Origin of the sequence: Sandaracinus amylolyticus (assembly GCF_000737325.1) — a bacterium.
Lineage (GTDB): Bacteria > Myxococcota_A > Polyangia > Polyangiales > Sandaracinaceae > Sandaracinus > Sandaracinus amylolyticus.
Window position 1 is genome coordinate 4,334,089 of the sequence record NZ_CP011125.1, and the last position, 22,798, is coordinate 4,356,886.

The 22,798-nt window shown below is 72.0% G+C and carries 20 protein-coding genes; 11 read left to right on the forward strand and 9 right to left on the reverse strand.

Features of this window, described 5'->3' with window-relative positions:
• Positions 1 to 98: 98 nt before the first annotated feature.
• On the reverse strand, positions 99 to 854 hold the full coding sequence (locus tag DB32_RS18400) for a PP2C family protein-serine/threonine phosphatase (RefSeq protein WP_053233768.1): 756 nt from the start codon (positions 852 to 854) through the stop codon (positions 99 to 101).
• A 168-nt stretch (positions 855 to 1,022) separates the two neighbouring features.
• Between DB32_RS18400 and DB32_RS49985 the strand changes: the two genes are divergently transcribed.
• Positions 1,023 to 3,653 (forward strand): neutral/alkaline non-lysosomal ceramidase N-terminal domain-containing protein, encoded by a 2,631-nt coding sequence (locus DB32_RS49985; RefSeq protein WP_053233769.1) that lies wholly within the window; start codon positions 1,023 to 1,025, stop codon positions 3,651 to 3,653.
• Positions 3,654 to 3,726: 73 nt separating this feature from the next.
• Complete coding sequence (gene serA / locus DB32_RS18410; RefSeq protein WP_053233770.1) at positions 3,727 to 4,947, forward strand: phosphoglycerate dehydrogenase; 1,221 nt, start codon at positions 3,727 to 3,729, stop codon at positions 4,945 to 4,947.
• Positions 4,948 to 5,409: 462 nt separating this feature from the next.
• Here the strand turns inward: serA and DB32_RS18415 are convergent, their stop codons facing one another.
• Positions 5,410 to 5,967: a hypothetical protein gene (locus DB32_RS18415; protein WP_053233771.1), complete on the reverse strand. Its 558-nt coding sequence runs from the start codon at positions 5,965 to 5,967 to the stop codon at positions 5,410 to 5,412.
• An 85-nt stretch (positions 5,968 to 6,052) separates the two neighbouring features.
• On the opposite strand from DB32_RS18415, the gene DB32_RS18420 reads away from it, so the two are divergent.
• The 6 genes from DB32_RS18420 (at position 6,053) to DB32_RS18445 (ending at position 12,425) form a co-directional block, all read left to right on the forward strand.
• Positions 6,053 to 6,607 (forward strand): hypothetical protein, encoded by a 555-nt coding sequence (locus DB32_RS18420; RefSeq protein WP_053233772.1) that lies wholly within the window; start codon positions 6,053 to 6,055, stop codon positions 6,605 to 6,607.
• Positions 6,608 to 6,695: 88 nt separating this feature from the next.
• Positions 6,696 to 8,948 carry a PrkA family serine protein kinase gene (locus tag DB32_RS18425; RefSeq protein ID WP_083457470.1) on the forward strand — a complete coding sequence of 751 codons (2,253 nt, stop codon included), beginning with the start codon at positions 6,696 to 6,698 and terminating at the stop codon, positions 8,946 to 8,948.
• A gap of 31 nt (positions 8,949 to 8,979) precedes the next feature.
• Positions 8,980 to 9,318: a hypothetical protein gene (locus DB32_RS48335; RefSeq protein ID WP_053233773.1), complete on the forward strand. Its 339-nt coding sequence runs from the start codon at positions 8,980 to 8,982 to the stop codon at positions 9,316 to 9,318.
• On the forward strand, positions 9,234 to 10,073 hold the full coding sequence (locus DB32_RS48340; protein ID WP_275935482.1) for an MBL fold metallo-hydrolase: 840 nt from the start codon (positions 9,234 to 9,236) through the stop codon (positions 10,071 to 10,073). Before DB32_RS48335 ends, DB32_RS48340 begins: the two co-directional genes overlap by 85 nt.
• Before the next feature lie 63 nt (positions 10,074 to 10,136).
• Positions 10,137 to 10,880, forward strand: a complete 744-nt coding sequence (locus tag DB32_RS18440) for a pyridoxine 5'-phosphate synthase (RefSeq protein ID WP_053233775.1) — start codon at positions 10,137 to 10,139, stop codon at positions 10,878 to 10,880.
• 12 nt (positions 10,881 to 10,892) lie between these two features.
• Positions 10,893 to 12,425, forward strand: coding sequence for a bifunctional ADP-dependent NAD(P)H-hydrate dehydratase/NAD(P)H-hydrate epimerase (locus DB32_RS18445; protein WP_053233776.1), 1,533 nt, complete (start codon positions 10,893 to 10,895; stop codon positions 12,423 to 12,425).
• Here DB32_RS18445 and DB32_RS18450 read toward each other — a convergent pair.
• The 3 genes from DB32_RS18450 to DB32_RS46870 all read right to left on the reverse strand — a co-directional run bounded on the left by DB32_RS18450 (position 12,404) and on the right by DB32_RS46870 (position 15,942).
• Complete coding sequence (locus DB32_RS18450; RefSeq protein ID WP_075097951.1) at positions 12,404 to 12,967, reverse strand: sigma-70 family RNA polymerase sigma factor; 564 nt, start codon at positions 12,965 to 12,967, stop codon at positions 12,404 to 12,406. The genes DB32_RS18445 and DB32_RS18450 overlap by 22 nt on opposite strands.
• Positions 12,968 to 13,145: 178 nt before the next feature.
• A complete protein-coding gene (locus tag DB32_RS18455) occupies positions 13,146 to 13,913 on the reverse strand; it encodes a lamin tail domain-containing protein (RefSeq protein WP_157069157.1) in 768 nt (255 codons plus the stop codon).
• Between the two features lie 55 nt (positions 13,914 to 13,968).
• Positions 13,969 to 15,942: an alpha/beta hydrolase gene (locus tag DB32_RS46870; RefSeq protein ID WP_053233778.1), complete on the reverse strand. Its 1,974-nt coding sequence runs from the start codon at positions 15,940 to 15,942 to the stop codon at positions 13,969 to 13,971.
• A 269-nt stretch (positions 15,943 to 16,211) separates the two neighbouring features.
• Here DB32_RS46870 and moeB point away from each other — a divergent pair, with 269 nt between their 5' ends.
• Genes moeB through DB32_RS18475 form a run of 3 tightly spaced genes read left to right on the forward strand, consistent with a single transcriptional unit; the run spans position 16,212 to position 18,515 of the window.
• Entirely contained in the window at positions 16,212 to 17,375 is a 1,164-nt protein-coding gene (gene moeB / locus DB32_RS18465) for a molybdopterin-synthase adenylyltransferase MoeB (protein WP_053233779.1), read from the forward strand.
• A 52-nt stretch (positions 17,376 to 17,427) separates the two neighbouring features.
• Positions 17,428 to 17,664, forward strand: coding sequence for a hypothetical protein (locus DB32_RS18470; protein ID WP_053233780.1), 237 nt, complete (start codon positions 17,428 to 17,430; stop codon positions 17,662 to 17,664).
• Between the two features lie 17 nt (positions 17,665 to 17,681).
• Complete coding sequence (locus DB32_RS18475) at positions 17,682 to 18,515, forward strand: Uma2 family endonuclease (protein WP_053233781.1); 834 nt, start codon at positions 17,682 to 17,684, stop codon at positions 18,513 to 18,515.
• 3 nt (positions 18,516 to 18,518) lie between these two features.
• Here DB32_RS18475 and DB32_RS18480 read toward each other — a convergent pair whose 3' ends face one another.
• From DB32_RS18480 to DB32_RS18495, 4 genes are all read right to left on the reverse strand, one after another.
• Positions 18,519 to 19,769 carry a GDSL-type esterase/lipase family protein gene (locus DB32_RS18480; RefSeq protein ID WP_157069158.1) on the reverse strand — a complete coding sequence of 417 codons (1,251 nt, stop codon included), beginning with the start codon at positions 19,767 to 19,769 and terminating at the stop codon, positions 18,519 to 18,521.
• A 182-nt stretch (positions 19,770 to 19,951) separates the two neighbouring features.
• Positions 19,952 to 20,557 (reverse strand): hypothetical protein, encoded by a 606-nt coding sequence (locus DB32_RS18485; RefSeq protein ID WP_053233783.1) that lies wholly within the window; start codon positions 20,555 to 20,557, stop codon positions 19,952 to 19,954.
• A gap of 241 nt (positions 20,558 to 20,798) precedes the next feature.
• Positions 20,799 to 21,548, reverse strand: a complete 750-nt coding sequence (locus DB32_RS18490; protein ID WP_053233784.1) for a hypothetical protein — start codon at positions 21,546 to 21,548, stop codon at positions 20,799 to 20,801.
• Between the two features lie 66 nt (positions 21,549 to 21,614).
• Entirely contained in the window at positions 21,615 to 22,793 is a 1,179-nt protein-coding gene (locus tag DB32_RS18495; RefSeq protein WP_053233785.1) for a lamin tail domain-containing protein, read from the reverse strand.
• Between the last annotated feature and the right edge of the window lie 5 nt (positions 22,794 to 22,798).

Sequence of the window (22,798 nt, forward strand, 5' to 3'; positions counted from 1 at the left end):
CGCGCGAGAGTATCGAGCGCACCGCTCGCTCCCCGAATGCGCGTATGAGCGCGCTCACTCGCGGATTTCCCGGTCTCCGCGCTGGCCGCTCGGGCCAGTCAGAGGATCTCGATCACGAGCGCGGTGATGTTGTCGCGGCCGCCGCGCTTGTTCGCGAGCTCGATGAAGTGCCGCGTCGCGACCGCGGGACCGAGGTCGACGATCGCCGGGATCTCGTGGTCCTCGAGGTAGCCGTGCAGCCCGTCGGAGCAGAGCAGGAACGAGTCGCCCGGCTGGATGTCGACGACGTGCGTGTCGACCTGCACGTAGTCGCGGCTTCCCACCGCGCGCGTGATCACGTTCTTGTGCGGCGAGCGCTCGGCCTCGGCCGCCGAGATGATCCCCTGCTTCACCTGCCACGCGACGAGCGTGTGATCCTCGGTGAGGCGCGTGACCTGGCCGTGGCGCACCTGGTAGACGCGGCTGTCGCCGACCTGCCCGGTGATGCCGACGTCGCCGATCACCAGCAGGCTCGAGAGCGTCGTGCCCATGCCGCGCTGCTCGGGCTCGTTCTCCGCGATCGCGAAGACCATGTACGTCGCGGCCTGGATCGCGCTCTCCATGACGCGGAGCACGCGGCGCATCGTCTCGGGGCTGCGATCGCCCTGCTGCACGGCGGTGAGCACGTCGCGCTGCCGGCGCACCATCGCCATGACGTTGTCGACGGCCTCACGGCTCGCGATCTCGCCCGCGGCGTGACCACCCATCCCGTCGGCGACGACGTAGAGGCCGAGCTCGTCGTCGAGGCCGAAGGCGTCTTCGTTCGAGACACGCCTACGACCGACGTCGGTGAGGCCGGAGCTGACCCTTCGCACGCGTAGTTTCCTGGGGAGCAGCGTATGGGAGGCGAGGTCTGCGGAGCAAGAGACATACGCGTCGCTCGACTCCGGGCCGGAAGTGCCAATTGAAGCGTGGTTGTGCGTCCTCCTAGGATGGCCATCGCCCCGTCCTTCCTTCACGACGGGCCGCCGAGGGGAGTCGCCGTGCCGCATAGGTCGATCGCACGCTGGGCCCTGTGTCTCGCCTTCGTCTCGACGCTCGCGCTCGGGTGCGGCGATGACGACGACGTCGTCGCTCCCGACGCGGGGCCCGTCGACGGCGGTCCACCCGCGCCGCCCCCGTCGACCGATCACTGCACGTACGTGGAGATGCCCGCGACGGCGCGCGCCGGCGGAACCGTGAGCGCGGGGACGCTCAGCGCGGGCGCGGCGGAGCGCCCCATCTCGATCCCGCTCGGCGTGACGCTCGGCGCGTACACCTCGCGCTCGGCGAACTTCGGCTCGGACGGCTACGTCGACGATCGCGAGGCGGAGCTCGCGGGCTCGTTCGCGCCCTCGGTCGGCATCGAGACCTGGCCGCACGTGCGCGTCGTCGCGATCACGAGCGGCACGTACGACGAGGCGAGCCCCGCGGGCGACGAGACGATCCTGATCGTGAAGGCCGAGCTCGGCGTCGCGTACCAGGGCCTCACCCACGAGCTCGAGGCGCGCCTCGGCCCCGCGTTCAGCGGCAAGGTGCTCTTCGCGGTCAGCCACTCGCACAGCGCGTTCGCGAACTACACCGGGCACTCGGCGATGCAGGTCGGCTTCGGCGCGTTCCGCCGCACCGCCTACGACGCGATCCTCGCCGACATGGAGGCCGCGGCGCGCGAAGCGCTCGCGAACCGCCGTCCGGCACGCGTCGGGATCGCGCACCAGGGCGGGTTCGATCCCGAGGATCGCGTCAACCGCGATCGTCGCGGCGAGAACGACGATCTCGCGGGCGGTCGCCACGACGACGACGACCTCTTCGTGATCCGCGTCGACGAGACCGACGGCACGCCGATCGCGGTCATCCCGGTGTTCGGCATCCACGGCACGGTGCTCGACGCCGACAACCCGATGATCAGCGGTGACGCGCCGGGCGCGATCGAGCGCGTGCTCGAGGGCGCGTTCGAGGATCGCGTCGTCGTGATCCACCTGCAGGGCGCGGCGGGCGACGTGTCGCCGGTCGGGCTCGAGGGCGCGACGCAGTGCGATCTCGGCGCGACGTGCACGAGCGACGAGCAGTGCGAGGGCCTCGAGACCTGCCAGGACGGGCACTGCCGCGGCCCGCTGTGCCGCGACTACGCGCGTGTCGAGAGCGTCGGATGGAACGCGCGCGCCGCGATCGTCGCCGCGTGGACGAGCGCCGGTGAGTCGATGCGCGAGAGCGCGGAGCTCGAGATGGTCTCGCGCTCGGTGCCGCGCGGCCCCGGCCACGAGCGCTTCACGGTGCGCGACGGCGCGCTCTCGTACGCGGAGTTCGATCTGCGCCGCGAGGCGGACGGGCGCATCTGGGAGGATCCCGAGACGCGCACGCGCGTGATCTCGCCGATCGACGAGTTCAACGCGCCCTACGGCGCCGCGCTCTGCAGCGGCGACCTCGTGCTCTCGCTCGCGCAGATGCCGGGCGTCGCGGACCTCGACGACACGCCGTACCCGAGCTGCCTGATGCTCCAGGAGGTCGACACGATCTTCGAGAGCACGCTCGACGTGACGCTCGACGAGCCGCCGATCTGCGACACCACGCGCACCACGGTGAGCGCGGCGCGCATCGGCGACTTCGTGCTCGTCACGTTGCCCGGCGAGCCGGTGACGCTGCTCGTCGATCGCCTGCGGGAGCTCTCGAGCGTCGACGCGGATCACACGATCGTCGTCGGCTACGCGCAGGATCACGGCGGCTACATGATGACCGCCGAGGACTGGCTGCGCGGCGGCTACGAGCCGACGATCACGTTCTGGGGCCCGCTCGAGGGCGAGGCGATCATGGAGGAGGCCGCGCGCCTCATCCCGCTCGCGATGTCGACCGAGCGCGAGGACGCGACCGAGGGCGGCACCACGCGCGTGCAGGTGCCGGTGATGGACGACGCGCTCGAGCCCGACGCCGCGCCGCTCGCGGGCACGGTGCCGAGCTCGGTGCCGCCGACGCTGCTCACGCGCCGCGGTCGTCCGGTCGCGGCGCAGCCGCTCGAGGTCGCGCGGCTCGAGTCCGCGTACTTCGTGTGGATCGGGGCCGACCCGCTCGCGGGATCACCCGTGGTCACGATCGAGCGCGAGACCGCGACGGACACCTGGGAGACGGTGGCGCGCCCCAGCGGCCGCGCGGTGGGCGAGGGCGACGTGCTGCTGACGTGGACTCCGGATCCGCTCTCGGGCGACGGCGCGCGCACGCACTACTGGGCCGCAGAGTGGCAGGCGGTGGGCTGGCTCGACGACGCCGCGGGCACGTACCCGCTCGCGCCTCGTCGCGGCGCGCCGGTGGGGGCGTATCGCTTCCGCGTGGTCGGGCCGGGCTACGAGATCACGAGCGAGCCGTTCCGCGTCTCGCCGGCGACGCTGGGCGTCGTCGTGAGCGACACGTCGATCGAGGTGAGCGCGAGCGCGCCGTTCGGGTATCGACTGCTCGACCTCGAGAGCGGCGCGACGCGCCCCGCGCCGCTCCGCGGCGAGACGATCGAGGTCGCGTTCGACGGCGGCGCGCCGACCGAGATCACGCTCGATGCGTCGGGCCGCGGCACGCTCTCGCCGCCTGCGAGCTGGACCTCGCTGACCGTGACCGACACCCACGGGAACAGCGGCACCGCGACGCGCTGATTGGCTCCCCGCGACGTGTCGGGCGCGCCCTTGACACGTCGCGTCAACACGCGCACATGCACGCGCGAACGCCATGACCGACGCCGGACGGATCCTGCTCCTCGAGAACATCCACCCCGACGCGCGCGCGAACCTCGAGGCCGAGGGCTTCGAGGTCGAGCTCCTCAAGAAGGCGCTGCCCGAGGACGAGCTCTGCGAGCGCATCAAGGGCGTCGTCGCGGTCGGCCTGCGCAGCAAGACGACGATCACGCCGAAGGTGCTCGCGGCCGCCGACAGGCTGCGCGCGATCGGCGCGTTCTGCATCGGCACGAACCAGATCGCGCTCGACGAGGCGAACCGTCGCGGCATCCCGGCGTTCAACGCGCCGTTCTCGAACACGCGCAGCGTCGCCGAGATGATGATGTGCGAGATCGTGATGCTCGCGCGTCGCTTCGGCGATCGGAACAACGAGATGCACCGCGGCGTGTGGACGAAGAGCGCCGAGGGCTCGCGCGAGATCCGCGGCAAGACGCTCGGCATCGTCGGCTACGGGCACATCGGTCGTCAGGTCGGCGTGCTCGCCGAGGCGTTCGGCATGAACGTGCTCTTCTTCGACGTGTCGGCGCGCCTGCCGATGGGCAACAACCGCGCGGCGCAGAGCCTCGAGGAGCTGCTCGAGAAGTCCGATTTCGTGACGCTGCACGTCCCCGAGACGCCGTCGACGAAGGACATGATCGGGCAGAAGCAGATCGCGCTGATGAAGAAGGGCGCGTACCTGATCAACGCGAGCCGCGGCACCGTCGTCGACATCCCGGCGCTCGCGGAGGGGATCAAGACCGGTCACCTCGGCGGCGCGGCGATCGACGTGTTCCCGGTCGAGCCCGAGGGCAACGACGGTCGCTTCGTGAGCGAGCTGCAGAGCCTGCCCAACGTCGTGCTCACGCCGCACATCGGTGGCTCGACGGCGGAGGCGCAGGTCGCGATCGGTCACGAGGTCTCGAACACGCTGATCCGCTTCCTCAAGTACGGCGCGACGAACGGCGCGGTGAACTTCCCGAACGCCGAGCTGCCGAAGCGCGACGGCGTGCACCGCTTCACGCACGTGCACCGCAACGTGCCGGGCGTGCTGCGCGACGTGAACCGCATCGTGTCGGAGGCGAGCGCGAACGTGGTCGGTCAGGTGCTCGCGACCGACGCGAACATCGGCTACCTCGTGATGGACGTGTCGGAGGAGACGGCGCGTCGCGTGGGCGAGGAGCTCTGCCAGCGCATGGCGGAGCTGCCGACGACGATCAGCGCGACGCTCCTGTACTGAGCTGCCGGAGGGGTCTTGGAAGACCCCTCCCCCCGACCGGCGAAGCCGGATCGGGGCCCCCCTCCCCAAACGCTGCGCGCGGGGCCCCAGCCCCGCTTGCTCTCTTGCGGCGGCCGGATCCGATCGATTGGGCCCTCCCGGCGCACACGAGCTCGTCTGGCGGCGGTCGTCGACGATGCCGTTTTGACGAAATCGTCTGGCGGCGGGTGTCGACGCTGCCTTTTTGACGAAATCGTCTGGCGGGGGGTGTCGACGCTGCCGTTTTTGACGAAATCGTCTGGCGGCGGGTGTCGACGCTGCCGTTTTTGACGAAATGGTCTGGCGGCGGGTGTCGACGCTGCCGTTTTTGACGAAATGGTCTGGCGGCGGGTGTCGACGCTGCCGTTTTTGACGAAATGGTCTGGCGGCGGCCGTCGGCGACCACGTTTCTGACGCGCTCGTCCGGCGCGCTTCGATGTGTGCTTATCGAAGCACGAGCTCGAGGCGGGGGCGCCGACGGGGCTCGAGGTGTCGCGGCGTCGCGACCGTGAGCGCGTGATCGGCGCGCACGACGAGCTCGATCGTGCGCTGTGCCTCGATGGGGATCGTGATCGTGATCGGGCGTGCCGCGCCCGTCGTGACGCGCGCCCGCGCGAGCTCGTGACCATCGGGGCGCGTGATCGTGATCGTGCCCTCGCGCGCGCGACGCGTCGCGGGATCGGGCGCGTGCAGCACGAGCACCGCGCGCTCCGGCGCGTCGAGCAAGGGATCGAATCGCAGCCACAGCGCGCCGTGGCGCGCGCCGCCGATCGTGATCGCGTCGTCGCCGCGCTCGAGCGCGCGAGGCGCGCCGTCCTCGGTGATCGCCCAGCTCTCGGGCGCACGATGCGCCGCGTGCCCGGCGCTCGGCGGCAGGCCGCCACACGCCCCGTCGAGGCCGCACACGCGCCCCTCGCCGCACGCGAGCGACGACGCGCACGGCACGCTCGACGCGCCGCATCCGAGCGCGGTCAGGAGCGTCGCGGCGAGCAGCCATCGCATGGGTGTCACGGTACCGGTGTCGCGGCCCGGTGTGCTACGTAGCGAACAGATGGTGGAGGTCAGGATGCGCGGAGTCGTTCGTGCCGTGGGCGCTCTCTTCTGCGCGCTCGCGATGGTGGCGTGCGGTGGCGAAGAGCGCGCGGCGGAGCCCGCCCCGGCGCCCGAGGGCGCAGGCAGCGGCGCGCCGACCACCGCGCAGGCGCCCGCGCCCGGGGGAGGCTGTGGTGATCCCGCGGCGGCGCGCGAGGTCGCGGAGGATCCGTCGTTCGAGCTTCGCGCGACCGCGAGCGGGCCCTATGCACCGGGTGAGGAGGGCCGCTTCGACATCGCGCTCACGCCGCGCGGCAACTACCACGTGAACACGCAGTACCCGATGGCGATCCGCCTCCAGGGCCCCGGCGACGTCGCGTTCCAGCGCGCCGAGCTCGGGCCCGACGACGCGGCCGAGATGGTCGAGCCGCGCGCACGCTTCCAGGTGCCCTTCACCGCGCGCGCGGCGGGCGAGCACCGCGTCGTCGCGGAGGTCGACTTCGCGGTGTGCACGCCGGAGTCGTGCATGCCCGACTGCCGCACGCTCGCGCTCGTCCTGCCGGTCGGCGGCGCCGCCGCGCCCGCCGAGGGCGCGACCGCGACGCAGTGATCGCCGCGCCGTGATCGCGATCGCCTCGATGCGTCGAGGCGGCGCTCTCGGTCCCCAAAACCTTCCGACACGGAGCTCGCCGAACCGCATGGAGAACGGCCCCAAGCTGGACAGCTCGGAAGTCCTGGAGCGCATCGGCGCCTCGATTCGCGATCGCTTCGCGTCGCAGAAGCGCGTGCTCTCCTTCGAGGAGTACCTCGCGCTCTTCCGCCAGCACCCCTGGCGTCACAGCCGCGACGCGGCGCGTTACCTGCGCGACTGCTTCGATCACTTCGGCAAGGAGACGCTATCGAAGCCCGGTGGCCCGCAGACGCGGTTCAAGCTGTTCGATCTCGCGTTCCTGAAGGAGACCGACGGGCGCCGCCGCCACGACTACCTCGTCGGCCACGAGGACATCCAGCAGGCGTTCTATCGCGTGCTCGGCAACTTCGTGCGCGAGGGCCGCATCAACAAGCTCGTGATGCTGCACGGCCCGAACGGCAGCGCGAAGACGACCTTCGTGCACTGCATGATGAAGGGCCTCGAGGCGTACTCCGAGACCGACGACGGCGCGCTCTACGTCTTCTCGTGGATCTTCCCGCGCGGCCGCGACGGTCGCACCGTGGGCTTCGGCTCGAACGACGACTCGATGATGCGCGACGGATCGTTCGCGCACCTGCCCGACGCGCAGATCGATCTGCGCATGGTGAGCGAGCTGCGCGAGAGCCCGCTGCTGCTCCTGCCGCGCCCCGAGCGCCGTCGCCTGGTGCGCGACGCGTACGAAGCCGCGAACATCCAGGAGGTGCCGACCGCGCTCGTCATGGAGGGCCAGCTCGGCGCGAAGAACAAGCAGATCTTCGAGGCGCTCCTGACGGCGTATCGCGGTGACCTGCGCCGCGTGCTCGCGCACGTGCGCGTCGAGCGCTTCTACGTGTCGGAGCGCTATCGCCAGGCTGCCGTGACGGTCGGCCCGCAGATGGCCGTCGACGCGCAGGAGCGACAGATCACGATGGATCGCTCGCTCGCGGCGCTGCCCGCGTCGCTCGCGTCGCTCTCGCTGTACGAGACGCACGGCGAGCTCGTCGACGCGAGCGGTGGCCTGCTCGAGTTCAGCGATCTCCTGAAGCGTCCGCTCGACGCGTGGCGCTATTTGCTGCTCGCGGTGGAGGAGGGCGAGATCGCGCTCGCGCAGAGCGTGCTCCCGCTGAACGCGGTGTTCGTCTCGACGTCGAACGACATCCACCTCAAGGCGTTCCGCGAGCACCACGAGTACCGCTCGTTCCGCGGCCGGCTCTCGCTGGTGCGCGTCCCGTACCTCCTCGACTACAAGGCCGAGCAGGGCATCTACGACGCGCAGATCGTCCCGCAGGTGCGCACGCACGTCGCGCCGCACGCGACGTACGTCGCCGCGCTCTGGGCCACGCTCACGCGCCTCCGTCGCCCGCAGACCGAGAGCTACGAGAACAAGAAGCTCGGGCAGCTCGCGTCGTCGCTCACGCCGATCGAGAAGGCGGAGTACTACGCGGACCTCGTGATCCCGAACCGCTTCTCGAACGAAGAGTCGCAGATCCTCCGCGCGAACTTCGCCGAGGTGAAGCACGAGACCGACACCTGGCCGAACTACGAGGGCTCGACCGGCGCGTCGCCGCGCGAGATCCGCGTGCTGCTGCTCGACGCGGCGCAGGACCCGGCGTTCAAGTGCCTCTCGCCGCTCGCGGTGCTCGCGCGCATCCGCGAGCTCTGCGAGGCGGACGACTACGACTTCCTCAAGGAGACGCCGGAGGGCGGCTACCACGATCACCGCGGGTTCGTCGACGTCGTGCGCGAGCGCTGGCTCGATCGCGTCGACGACGAGTTCCGCAGGAGCACCGGCCTCGTGGAAGAGACGCAGTACCTCGATCTCTTCGACAAGTACGTCACGCACGTCTCGAACTGGGTGAAGCGCGAGCGCGTGTACAACCCGGTCACCGGGCAGTACGAGGAGCCCGATCAGAAGCTGATGGAGAACGTCGAGGGCATGCTCGGCGTGCAGCGGAACAACGACTCGTTCCGGCGCGATCTCATCAGCGCAGTGGCCGCGCACGCGCTCGATCATCCCGGCGAGAAGGTGAGCTATCCGCGCCTCTTCCCGCGCTACATCCAGCAGGTGCGCGAGGCGACGTACGGCAAGCGCAAGAAGCAGCTCGCCGAGATCGCGCGCGACGTGATCGCGACGGTGAACGCGGAGACGGCGCACCTCGACGCGGAGCGCATCGCGCGCGCGAAGGGCACCGTCGAGCGGCTCGAGAAGCAGGTCGGTTACGCCGAGCCGTCGATCCGCGACGCGATCGGCGAGCTGCTGCGGCGTCGCTACGAGCCGTAGCGAACGGCCTTTCTGTCGAGTGGAGGGGGCGATGGACGGGACGGGGCTCGCGCTCGATCGGATGCGCTACCAGCGCGTCCCTCCACAAGGTGCGCGCGTCGACGACGTCTCGACGCGCGCCCAGCAGCACTGGGACGTGGTCGACGAGGCGGGCACGACCATCGCGCGCGCCGAGGTGTTCGAGGGGCGCGAGCAGTGGGGCGTGCGACTGCTCGACCGCGCGCCGCACCTGCACGACTCGGATCTGATCCGGCTCGTCGCGCACCTGCTGGTGTGGCACGCGCAGTGTCGGACCGAGACCGTCGACGTGGTGCTCGCGCGAACGCACGAGCACCACACGCTCGTGCGCGTCAGCGGAGACTACGTCTGAAGCTCGCGATCCTCGGGTCCGGCACCGCGATCCCGCATCCGCGGCGCGGCGCGAGCGGCTACGCGCTGATCGCGCCGAGCGGCGAGGTGCTGCTGATCGAGTGCGGTCCGGGCAGCACGCGACGATGGCCCGCGTTCGGGATCACGTTCGAGCGCGTGCGCGGCATCGTGGTGACGCACCACCACGTCGATCACTGCGCGGATCTCGCGCCCGTGATGTTCGGTCGCAACGTGCCCGATCCGCCGGTGCGCACGCCGCTCGCGATGCTCGGCCCGGTCGGGCACCACGCGCTGATCGACGGGCTCGAAGGTCTCTACGGCAGCGCCGTGATGGATCCTCTCGGCATGCGCGAGGTGATCGAGCTGCGCGACGGGGATCGCCGCGTGGTCGGGCCGTTCACGATCGACGCGCGCGAGGTGCTCCACGTCGCCGGCTCGCTCGGGCTGCGCGTGACGTGCGGTGGGCGCGTGCTCGCGTTCAGCGGCGACAGCGGCAAGTGCCCCGAGCTGACGGCGCTGTGTCGCGGCGCCCACGTGGCTTTGCTCGAGTGCAGCTATCCCGCGTCGCGCGCGACGACGAAGCACCTCAACACGCGCACGGCCGCGGAGACCGCGGTGGACGCGAAGCTCTCGCGCGTGGTGCTCACGCACTTCTATCCGCAGTGCGACGACGTCGACGTCGCGGGCGAGGTGCGCGCCGCGGGCTACACGGGCGAGCTCGTGCTCGCCGAGGACGGCTTGGTCCTCGACGTGTAGCCCCAGTGGTCCACTTGGCACGCTCCGTCGTGGGAGCACGTGGGTGCTACATTCGCGCGACCCATGCGCGTTCGTCTCCACGTCAACGTCGATCACGTCGCGACCATCCGTCAGGCGCGCGGCACCGAGTACCCGGATCCCGTCGAGGCCGCGATGCTCTGCGAGTGGGCGGGCGCGCACGGCATCACGGTCCATCTGCGCGAGGATCGGCGGCACATCCAGCTGCGCGACGTCGAGGTGCTGCGCCGCACCGTGAAGACGATGCTGAACCTCGAGATGGCGGCGACCGAGGAGATGGTTCGCGTCGCGCTGCAGGTGCGGCCCGATCTCGTCACGCTGGTGCCCGAGCGCCGCGAGGAGCGCACGACCGAGGGCGGGCTCGACGTGCGCGGTCAGCTCGCCGCGCTGCGCGGCGTGCGCGAGCGCCTCGACGCGAGCGGCATCCCGACGAGCTTGTTCGTCGATCCCGACGCGGATCAGGTGCAGGCGTCGATCGAGACCGGCGCCGCGATGATCGAGCTGCACACCGGCGACTACGCCGAAGAGGCGCGCCGCGGCCACTCGACGAGCGAGCTCGAGCGCCTCGCGCGCGCCGCGAGCTACGCGCGCATCCACGCACCGTCGATGAAGGTCGCCGCGGGGCACGGGCTCACCGCGCGCAACGTGGTGTCGCTGGTGGCGCTCGTGCCCGAGCTGGTCGAGCTCAACATCGGCCACGCGCTGATCTCGGACGCGGTGCTCGTCGGTCTCGATCGCGCGGTGCAGCGCTTCCTGCGCGCGATCGAAGAGGGCGAGCAGCTGCGGTAAGCGGGCAGGGCGATGCTGCCGCTCGTCGGACGAGACGAATCGAGAGCGATCGACGCGAAGGCGATCGCGGCGGGCGTGCCCGGGCTCGTGCTGATGGAGAACGCGGGGCGCGGCGCGACCGACGTGCTGTGCGCGCGGTTCGCGGATCGGCTGCGTCGTCCGCTCGTCGTCGGGGGGCTCGGGCAGAACGGCGGCGATGCGTGGGTGGTCGCGCGGCACCTCCTCGTGCGCGGCGTGTGCGCGGAGTGCGTCGTGCTAGGCGATCCCGCGAAGGTCGCGGGGGATGCGAGGGTGAACCTCGACGCGCTGCGCGGCCTCGGCGTCGACGTGCGCGCGGTCGCGGAGAGCGATCTCGAGCACCTCGAGTCGCTCGCGGCGCGCGCGAGCGTCATCGTCGATGGCCTCTTCGGCACCGGTCTGGATCGCGTGATCGACGGGTTCCGCGCGGACGCGATCCAGCGGCTCGCGGCGACCGAGGTGCCGTCCTTCGCGCTCGATCTCCCGAGCGGGCTCGACGCGCAGACGGGCGCGGTGCTCGGTGTCGTGCTGCCCGCGCGCGTGACCGCGACGTTCGCCGCGCACAAGCGCGGGCTGCACCAGCACCCGGGCGTGGATCACGCGGGCGACGTCGTGCTCGTCGACATCGGTGTGCCCGCGCCGCGCGACGCGCGCGCGTCGCTCCTCGAGCGTTTCGATCTCGCGCGGCTCGTGCCGCGGCGCGCCGCCGACGCGCACAAGGGCAGCGCGGGGCACGTCGCGATCTTCGCGGGTTCGCCGGGTCGCACCGGCGCGGCGTTGCTCTCCGGGCTCGGCGCGATGCGCGCGGGCGCGGGGCTCGTCACGCTCGCCGCGCGCGGGGCGGCGCGCGCCGCGCTCGACACGAAGGTGATCGAGCTGATGACGAGCGAGATCCCCGAGGCGCTCGAAGCCGGTGTCGCCGCCGCGCTCCGAGAGTGCGAGCAACGCGACGCGGGCGTGCTGGGCCCCGGCGTCGGCCTCGACGCGACCGCGCGCGCCTACACGACGCGCGTCGCGATCGAAGCGACGATCCCGCTCGTGCTCGACGCCGACGCGCTCAGTGCGCTCGCCGGCGATCCCACCGTGCTCACGAAGGCGCGCGCGCCGCGCGTGCTCACGCCGCACCCCGGCGAAGCCGCGCGTCTGCTCGGCACGACGAGCGCCGAGGTCCAGGCCGCGCGTTATCACGCCGCGGAGCAGCTCGCGGCGCGCACCGGGCAGGTCGTCGTGCTCAAGGGCGCGCGCACGATCATCGCGTCACGCGAGCGTCTCGCCGTGTGCCCCGCGGGGACGCCGGCGCTCGGCGTGGCGGGCACGGGCGATGTCCTGAGCGGCGTGATCGCGGCGATGCTCGCGAGCGCGAGCGAGGGCGACGTGTTCGACGCGGCGTGTGCCGGCGTGCTCGCGCACGCGATGGCCGGGGAGCTCGCCGCGGTCGCGGATCGTGGGCTCTTCGCGCGCGAGGTCGCGGACGCCGTGCCGCACGCGCTCGCGCGGTCGCGCGCTCACGCCGCCTCGGCGACGTAGCCTTCGCGGTCCGCGTACTCCTCGAGCTTCCGCTTCATCGCGCGACGCGCGCGGTGCAGGCGCGACATCACGGTGCCGATCGGACAGCCGATCGCGTCGGCGGCGTCGCGGTACGAGCGCTCCTCGAGATCGACGAGCACCACGACGCGCCGGAAGTCCTCGGGCAGCGCGTCGAGCGCGGCCTGCACCTCGTCGCCGAGCGACTCGCCCGGCGCGTCCGCGATGTGGCCGTCCCAGCCCTGCGCGCGCAGCTCCTCGGCGTGCACCGCCTGCAGGATGTCGCGCTCGCGGCGCTTGCGGCGATACCCGTTGATGAACGTGTTGAGGAGGATGCGATGCATCCACGCGCGCCCGTTCGTGCCCGGCTCGAAGCGATGCCAGAAGGTCCATGCGCGCATGACCGCGTCCTGCACCAGGTCCTCCGCTTCGGCGCGTGAGCCGGTCAGTCGGAGACCGGCGCCGACGAGCTCGCGTCGGTGGCGAAGCACCTCGCGCTCGAAGTCGACCAGCTGGCAGGCACGCGTCTCTCGCTCGACGTTCATCGGGACCTCCCGAGCACGCCCGTCGAGCAAGGGCCGGACCACGCGCGATCCGGCCTTGTTTTCTCGATGATCGCGCGTGTTCCGCGCGAGGTGCACGAGCCGTCGAGCTGCCACGATGTCGATGGCCAGCCACGACGTCGTGTCAGCCTGTCAGCGCCGATGATCCGCTGACGGAGCGTCACGGGCACGCGCCGTTCGGCGCGCCCGGCGTGCCGTAATACGGGCCGCCTGCGGTGCTCGAGTACGTCGCGCTCATGCTCGCGGGACACCAGTTGCTCATCGACGCGTTCTCCGCGATCGGCCGCGAGTCGGGGAACTCGGTCGAGTACTTCAACACGCTCGTCGCGGACGTCCACGTGACCGAGTCGATCGTCGTCCCGCCCGCGATCAGCTCGAGCGTGTCGCCGCTGTTGTCGAGCACGATGCCCGAGCCGGTGTACGAGAGGTCGTAGACGAGCCCGCGGTTCTCGGCGGCGACGGTGCTCTGCGCGAGCACGAAGCGCGCGCCCGCCGGGAGGACGTGACCCGCCGGGATCGTGTACGTCGCAGGAGGGCTCGAGATCACGAGCCCGCCGAGATCGACGAGGCAGTCTCCGGCGTTCAGCAGCTCGATCCACTCGCCGCGATCCTCGGTGCCGGTCTCCGTCCGGATCATCACCTCGACGATCGCGAGGTTCGTCGCGGTCGGCGGGCAGGTCGGCGGCCCCGAGTCCATCCCGCCGGCGTCGGTGCCGGAGTCGATCGGCATCCCGCTGTCGCGTGGGCCCGAGTCGATCACCATCGCGTCGACGCTCGCGTCGCGTCCCGCGTCGCGACCTGCGTCCGCCACCGCGCCGTCGAGGTTGCCCCCGTCCTGGCCGCGGCCCGCGTCCTCGACGCCGCCGCTGCCGGTCGCGCAGCCGCTCCCGATCATCGCGCACGCCACGATCGCCCACAGCCACCGCATCGCCCGTCTCTCGCCGCCTCGCGCTCGCATCCGCCTCGGCCTCCGTGGATCGAAATCAGGGTGCGGGGATCGCCGGCGCACCGGCCGCCGCGGACTCCAGGAACCCGCGGATACGCGCCTGCGCGCTCGTGTCGTCGAACACTGCGAAGTGCCCCTCCGACGGATACTGCAGCAGCCCGGCCGTCGCCTGCCCGCCCGCGACGTTCGCGCTCACCGCGCCGCTCACGGCCGCGATGCCGAGCAGACGGTGCGCCGGGATGCTGCGCGCCACCGGCTCGACCTGCGGCACGCGCATCGACGTCGCGAGCGCCTCGATCGATCCCGGCGGCGAGAACTCGTCCATCAGGCCCTCGGTCGAGAGCACGCTCTTCGGCGCGAACCCCGGTCGCGGCGACGCGAACGCGAGGTGCCCGAAGTTCGAGCCGTCGCTCGCGTCGATCCACGACTGCACCAGCGTGATCACCGGATGCTCGAAGCCGAAGTGCTCCGACTCGAACGCATCCTGCACCGACACGCCCGGGAGCTGGAGCGCCACGCGCACGACGTCGGGGATCGAGATCGGCTCTTCCTTCTCGAGCAGCGCGTACGCGAGCACCGCGCTGCCCGCGCTGATCACCGCCGCGCTCACTCCGTCGTCGATGCCCAGATAGACCGGCCCGACGAGCCCGCCCTGCGAGTGCCCGAAGAAGAACACGCGCTCGGGGTCGAAGCGGATCTCGCGCCCGGCGCGATCGGCGACGCGCATCGGCACCACGAGCCCGGGCACGACGCGCGCTTGCTGCACGATGTCGAGCGCGCTCTGGCGGTTGTTGTCGCGCGCGGCGTCGGGGTTCTGGATGTTGAAGAAGAGGATCTCCGGCGAGCCCCCGGTCGGGTTGCGCGCGCCGTGGTGGATCTGATCGATGCCCATCGTCGCGATGCCCGCCGCCGCGAGTCGCGTGCCCGTGCCGTCGTCGATGAACGAGCGATAGTCGCCGCCGGTCCCGTGCGCGTAGAGCACCAGCGGATAGCCGCTCTCCGGCATTTCGCCGAGCGGCACCGTCAGCGCGAAGCGCGCGTCGTACTCGCCGTGCACGACGGGCTCGCCGTCGGCGCCGGGCTCCATCGCGCCGCCCTGGGACGCGTAGGGCAGCTCGCCCTCCTGGAAGATCGGCACCGGCCCGTACGTGCCGCGGAGCTCGGTGTACGACGCGCGATCGACGCGCATCCACGTCGCGTCGCGCGGCGTCGGCGCGGGATACTCCGCGTGCATCCAGTCGCGGAACAGCGCGAGCTCGGCGACGGGATCGTGCGTCGTGAACACCGCGAGCGAGAGCACGTCGTCGGTCGCGATCCCGGCCTCGGCGAGCGCATCGAGCGCGGGCTGGTACGTCGCGCGCGCCGTCTCGATCGTCGCGTCGCCGCCGCCCGCGATCATCGCCTCGAGATCGGTGTCGCGCGCGAGCGTCTCGCCGGTCGTGGCGCGCACGCGACGCGTGACCACCGCGGCGTAGCGGCGCCCGCCCGCGAGCGGGATGCCGTGCACCGGCCGCAGCGCGATCGAGCTCGCGGGCCAGAAGATCGTCGCGCGCTCGTTCGCGACGACGACCATCGGATGCCGCTCGAGGTACGTGTCGCTCTCGGGATCGAGATCGACGACGAACACGCTCGCGTCCTCGCGCACGCTGGCCTCGGGGCTCACGGGCAGGCTCGCGGGATCGATCGCGCGCGAGAAGCGGAAGTAGATCGCGCCGTTCGTCCCGAAGCCGCGCAGCCGCGCGGTGGCCGCGTCGACGTAGCGCTGCACGAGGCGATTGCCGCGCGGGTTCGGGAACGTGCGCACGTCGATCGTGCCCTCGCTCGTGCGACGGAGATCGCTCGGCCACGGCAGATCCAGGAGCGGCTCGTCGCCGGTGCGCGGCACCTCGAAGATCGCGCGCGGCGGTCCGGCGTCGGGCGCGCCTGCGTCGACCGCGGGCGTCGACGCGTCGGCGTCGTCGAGCGGCGCGGGCCCGCACGCGACCGAGAGCGTCGCGAGCGCGAGCGCCATCGCGAGCCGGAGCTTCGCCGCGCAGCGCTCGCTCGCGCCGTGTCGTCGCTCGTCGCGGGCTGGACGGCGATCGCACGACGAACGCCTGCACCGCGCCGCGAGCGCTCGAAAAGCCAAGGCCTCCATCCCGCGACACTGTACCGCTTGTCGCCTCCGCGACTCCACAGGGGTCCATTTCCCATTCGCGCGCGGGGGAATCCGATCCGCTCCTTGACGCTCGTGGCGCTGCGCCACCATAGTTCCCGCACTTTTCACGAGGGAATCTCCGGATGGCCAGGACGTACGCCGATCTGCTGCAGGACGTGAAGGGCTCGGTGCAGCAGGTCTCGCTCGAGGAGATGAAGCGCCGGCTCGAGGCGCGCGAAGGATACGTCTTCGTGGACGTGCGCGAGAAGGACGAGTGGCGGCAGGGCTACGTGCCCGGCGCGCTGCACGTGCCGCGCGGCTTCCTCGAGATGCAGGCGGAGTCGAAGCTCCCGGACAAGAAGGCGAAGATCGTCGTGTACTGCGCGGGCGGCGTGCGCAGCGCGTTCGCCGCGAAGACGCTCGCGGAGCTCGGCTACCAGCACGTCGAGAGCGCGAACCCCGGCTTCGTGCGCTGGAAGGATCTCGGCTATCCGCTCGAGAAGCCCGCGGAGCTCACGCCCGCGCAGCTCGATCGCTACTCGCGCCACATCCTCCTGCCCGAGGTCGGCGAGCGCGGGCAGGAGCGCCTGCTCAACGCGCGCGTGCTGCTGCTCGGCGCGGGCGGTCTCGGATCGCCGGCCGCGCTCTACCTCGCGGCGGCGGGCGTCGGCACGATCGGCATCATCGACAACGACGCGGTCGACGCGTCGAACCTGCAGCGTCAGGTGCTCCACGGCACCGATCGCGTCGGCACGCCGAAGGTCGAGAGCGCCGCGCGCACGATGCAGAACCTCAACCCCGACGTGAAGGTGATCCCCTTCCAGTCGCGGCTCACGAGCGCGAACGTCGACGAGGTGTTCGATCACGGCTGGGACGTGATCGTCGACGGCCTCGACAACTTCCCGACGCGCTACCTCGTGAACGACGCGAGCGTCTGGAAGAAGATCCCGGTCGTCCACGGATCGATCTTCCGCTTCGACGGACAGGTCACGACGTTCTGGCCCGAGAAGGGCCCGTGTTATCGCTGCCTCTATCCGGAGCCGCCGCCCGCGCACCTCGCGCCGAGCTGCGCGGAGGCGGGCGTGCTCGGGATCCTCCCCGGCGTGATCGGGACCATCCAGGCGACCGAGGCGATCAAGATCATCCTCGGCAAGGGCGAGCCGCTCGTCGGCCGCCTGCTGACGTACGACTCGATGAAGATGCAGTTCCGCACGCTGAAGCTGCGTCGCGATCCCGAGTGCCCGGTCTGCGGATCGAGCCCGACGATCCACGAGTACATCGACTACGAAGGCTTCTGCGCGCGATAGCTCCTCGGGATCGCCACGAGCGCGCCATCACGCGCGATCACGATCGCGTGCCATGAGCACACATCGTGATCGCGCGGCGATCGTCGGGCTCGTGACGATGGTCGTCGTCGCATACCTGGGCGCGTACTGCGCCGCGCGCGCCTCGCACCGACTCGTTCACGAGGTGTCGTTCGACGGCAGCGCGAGCGAGATTCACCGCGTGTGCGCGGGCGACGACGCGACGGTGCTCTGGGAGCTCCCGTTCGTGCCGCTCGCGCGCATCGAGGGCTGGCTCTGGTACCTCGACTGACGCGCTATCATTCGCCCGTGAGCCGCGACGTCGATCCCCGTGCGGAGGAGCCCCCTCGCGCGCCTCCTCAGGACGCGTGGGACGGCATGTCGAGCGCGGAGCGCGCCGCCGTCGTCGAGTCCCTGCCCGCGGCGATGACCGACGCCGAGATGTCGCCGCCCGAAGGTGACGCGCACTACGACGCGAAGAACGACGCGCGCGAGACGTTGCGCGAGTGGTTCCGCCGGCTCGGCAAGAGCGTCTACGTCGCGGCGGAGCTGACGACCTACTACCCCGACGAGCCTCGCTTCGCGCCCGACGTGCTGGTCGTGCGCGACGTCGAGGTGCGCGAGTGGATGAAGTGGGTCGTGAGCGCCGAAGGGAAGGGCCTCGACTGGGTGCTCGAGGTCCACGTCGGCGGCGACCGCAAGAAGGACGCGGAGCGCAACGTGGCGCGGTACGCGCGCCTCGGCATCCCCGAGTACTTCGTCTACGACCGCGCTCGCCAGCGGCTCGCCGGGTTCCGGCTGCCTTCGCCGAGCGCGCGCGCCTACGTGCCGATCGTGCCGCAGCTCGGGCGCTACGCGAGCGAGGTGCTCGAGCTCGACCTCGTGATCGAGGCCCAGCGGCTCCGCTTCTATCGCGCGAGCGCGGAGCTGCTGACCCCGCGCGATCTCGCGGCCAAGCTCGGCGCGCTCGCCGAGCAGATCGCGGCCGAGCGCGACGCGGAAGCCGAGCGCGCGCGCATCGAGGCCGAGCGTGCGCGCACCGAAGCGGAGCGTGCGCGCACCGAAGCGGAGCGCGCGGCTGCGGCGGAAGCGGAGCTCGCGCGACTGCGCGCCGAGATCGACGCGCTGCGCAAGCGGTCCTGACGATCACTCTGCGTCGTAGCCCTCGAGCAGCGCGGCTTCGAGCACCTCCGCGAGGCGTCGGTGCGCGTGCCACGTGAGGTGCACGTGGTCCTCGCGCGCGAACGGCGGATCCGACGCGACCCACTCGAGCATCGACATCGGGCCGCCCATGAACGCGACGAGGTCGAAGAAGCCGCAGCCGTGCTCGGCCGCGACGCGTCGCTGCACGTCGATCACGCCCTGCGTCAGCGGGCGCGGCCCCCACGTCCCGTCGGCCTGCGCGAGCGGTCGGTCGCTCGGTCCGATCAGCAGGCACGACGCCTGCGGTGCGGTGCCGCGCACCCGACGCACCACGCGCCGCAGGTCGCTCTCGTAGCGGCGCAGCGGCACGTCGACGTCCTCGCTCTCGTTGGTGCCGTACGCGAGCACGACGAGATCGGGACGCCGCCGCCGCAGGTGCTCGCGATACAGCGCGTCGTCCCAGCGCAGGTGCGAGCGCGCGCGCGACCCCGGGATGCCGAGCGTGTCCAGCACCACGCCCGATCGATCGCGCTCCATCGCGACGCCGAAGACACGCACCGGCGCGTCGTCCATCGCGCGCACCGTCACGCGATGCGCGCCGTCGCGCACCCGGAAGCGCGCGTATCCGGCGTGCGTCGCCTCGGCGTCGGTGTCGACCACCGCGGCGGGCCGATCGTCGATGCGCACCTCGAAGCGACCGCCACCCGGCTGCTCCAGGAAGAACACCTCGTAGCTGCCGACGTGGCGCGGCCCGGTCTCGGCGCGCGCGGTGTCGAGGCTCGCCCACGCGCCGCCTGCCTGCGACTCGACGGCGTACCCGGCGAGCCCGTAGCGCTCGCCGACCGGCCCGCGATCCCCGCGGAGCACGCGCCACGCGCCGCCCGAGTCGGCGTGCGCCGCGCGATGGTTCCATCCGCGGAACGGCTTCACCGGGCTCACGAACCCCGGGCCCGCATCGCCGAAGCGCTCCTGGAGCGCGCGCCGCAGCATCCCCGCGTACTCGTCGCCCGCGGTGTGCGAGGCGCCCCAGACGACGATGCGCGCCTGGCCCTCGTGGGCCTCGGCGCGACGCAGCGCCGCGTGGAAGCGCGCGAGCGCGCGGCCCGACGCATCGTCGATCGCGATCGCGCGACCGAGGCGCGGGAGCTCGCGCTCCGGCGCGGAGACGGGTCGCGCGGGCGCGCGCTCCGCCGCGGCGAAGAGCTCTCCGCGGAAGGCGAGCAGCGCGCCGACGAACACCAGGACGGCCGGCACCGCGAGGCGTCTCGCGCGCCGGAGACGAGCGCGACGGGACGCGTCGGTCGCGAGGAGCGAGCGAAGCGATCGCAAGGCCTCGAGTGTATGTGCCCGGCGCGCCGCCGAGCAAGCCAGAGCACGCGTTTTGCCCTGTATTTCTCGGCGTTCGCGATGCGACGAGCCGTCGATCGGGATGCGGCTCAGTCGGTGCGCAGCGCGTCCTCGAGCCAGTCGAGCACCGACTGGGTGTCGCGGTGCAGCTCGCTCGGGTAGACGAGCGTGTCGGTCCGCTCCACCACCGGCTGTCCCGCGGTGAGGTCGAGGCGCTGGCGGATGCGCGCGACGAGCGGATCGAGCGCCGCCGGGACGATGCGCGGCAGCAGCATCGCGACGCGACGTCGATACAGCGTGACCATGTCGGAGCGCCGCAGCTTCTCGACGACGTGCTCCACCGCGGCCGAGTACACGCCGGGCTCGGGCTCGTTCTCGAGACGCAGCACGACGAGCGCGAAGCTCTCGCCGTATCGCTCCGCGTACGCGCACTGCTCGCGCACGCGCTTGCGCAGGTAGCGACCCTCGACGATGCGCTCCTGGGCGCGGGCGCCCTGGACCGCGACCTCGAGGATGTCGCGTAGGTCTTCGACCGAGAGCGCGGCCCCGGGGAGGAGATCGCGCGCGATCGAAGCGAGCCGACGAGCGAACTGCTGCGCCAGCACCGGGTCGCGCCGGAGGTCCTCGAGCTCCGCCTTCTCGAGAGAGTGCGGGTCGAGCCCCAGACGCTTGGCCGCCTCGGTGACGGTCGTCATCGCGTGGAGCGACGGTACCAGAGCCGTCCGCGTCTTGCGAGGGTACGTCTCACCTTCGCGGCGACCCGAGCCCTTCGCGGGCCGGCGAACGCGTCTGTCCGCGGGAGACTGGCCTTTTCTGACCAAAAAACGCGTCTGGCCCCGGGCCAGACACGTTTTTTGGTGCGAAATCGAGGATCGCCGCGCGCCCGGACCGTCCTTCGCCCGGAGACGCGCGCAGGTCCCCGAGATCACGCGGTTTTCAGGAGCTGGGCGGGGGCTCTTCGGGACCGGCGAGTGTCCCGGCGCGGCGCCCCGACGGGCGCATGCGCGCCGCGAGGTCGTCGAGGCCGGCGGCGCGCGCGAGCGCTGCGAGCAGGCCCGCGAGCCGCGGGAAGCCGTGATCGTGCGCGTCCATCGCGGCGTTCTTCGCCAGCTGGGTGGCGTCGGCCTCCTTCTCCTCGCGCGTCACGTCGGCGAGCGCGGCGCCGAGCGCGTCGAGGGGCTCGCGAAGGCGGGCCGCGAGCCGTCGGCGATCGAGCGCGATCGCGTCCGACTCGGGCGCGGGGAGCACCACGTCGGCGCGGAGGAGCGCCTCCACGAGCGACTCGCCCTGCAGGCGGAGCTGGTGGGCGTCGCTCGAGGGCGGGTCCCACAGGCCGAGCGCCTGGAGGCCCGCGTCGCCGTAGTTGCCTTCGACGGTCGCGCGCAGCGCGATGACGATCCGGCGCACGGTCGCGGCCGCTTCGTCGCGGCGCGTGCGGGGCGCGGCGTCGTCCGCGAGCTCGCGCTCGTGGGTGCGATCGGCCGCGGTGAGATCGCCGGCGAGCGCGGCGACGCGGCGACCGACGAGCTCGAGCAGGAACCCGACGTCGGGCATGCGCTCGCCGCGCTCGAGGTACGGCGAGAGCGTGGCTGTGATGGCGGCCTCGACGGCGGCGCGGTGCTGGGTGATCGCGGCGACGACGGCGCGCGCGGACTTGTCTCGATCGGCGACCTGCTTGGAGCTCATGGCTGCCCTCCCGCGCGACATCGTAGCGGGTCGCGCAACCCGGCCGGCGCGCGGGAGGACGGCGCCTCAGGGCTCGCGCGGCGACGCGGCGTTCTGCGGGTCGCGTACGGTGCGCACGACGAAGTCCGAGGTGTTGTCGCCGGTGTCGTAGCCGTTGCCGGCGAGCTCGTCCTCGCCGCCCGCGCTCATCGACTCGGTGGTCGACGTGCCGCGCGCGCGGCGCTCGATCGACAGCGTGGCCGACGTGATCGTGACGGCCGCGCCCTCGGCCTCGGTGACGGCCGTCGTTCCGGTGCGCCAGCCGAGCGCGTCGATGCGCGTCGCGCGATCGGCGAGCGTGAGGAGGATGCTGCCGCTCGTCGCGAGCCCCTGGCCCCAGCGCATCGTGACGTCCGGCGCGACCGTGCCGGTGTAGTTCGCGCTCGCCATCAGGAGGTAGCCGTGGGGCAGGATCACGGTGCCGGTCGGGATCACGATGCGATCGGAGACCGAGCCGCTCGCCGACGCGTAGCGCACGACGAGGCCGCCGACGTCGACCGGCATCTCGCTGCGGTTGTAGAGCTCGACGAGCTCGTCGCTGCCGGCGTTCGCGCCGGGCGGCCCCTGCGGCGAGACCTCGGAGATCACCACGAGGCCGATGCACGCCGCGCTGGTGCACGGGACGGCCATGCCGGCGTCGATGCTGCCGCCGTCGTGGCCCGCGTCGGTCGCGCCACCGTCGACGCCGCCGTCGTCGACCGACGCGTCGATCGTGCCGGCGTCGACGTCGCCGGCGTCCGTCACGCCCGCGTCGCTGCCCGCGTCGGGCATGCCGGCGTCCGCTTCGCCGCCGCCGGCGCAGCGGCCGGCCGTGCAGTCGACGCCCTCCTCGCAGATCACGCCGAGGCAGTCGCGCGTGAACGTCACGATCACGCGCCGCGTGGCGTCGCGCTGGAACGACGTGCCGACCACGCGGCGCACGACGGGCTCGCCCGCCTTGAGGCCCGTGACCGTGATCGTCAGCGAGCCCATGCGCTCGTTCTCGGGCGGGACGATCGTCAGCGAGTGCGGCCACGTCTCCTGGATCGCGTGGCGGCTGTCGATGCGTCCGCCGTGCTCCGAGACCGCCTCGAAGCGCAGCTCGTCGACGTCCTCGGGCGCGTTGAGGTCCGCGGACGTGACCTCGACGAGGATCGCGGTGCGATCGGCGGTACACGCGGCGAGCAGCAGCGCGAGGATCGCGAAGGGAAGAGCGCGCATCGACATGCGCG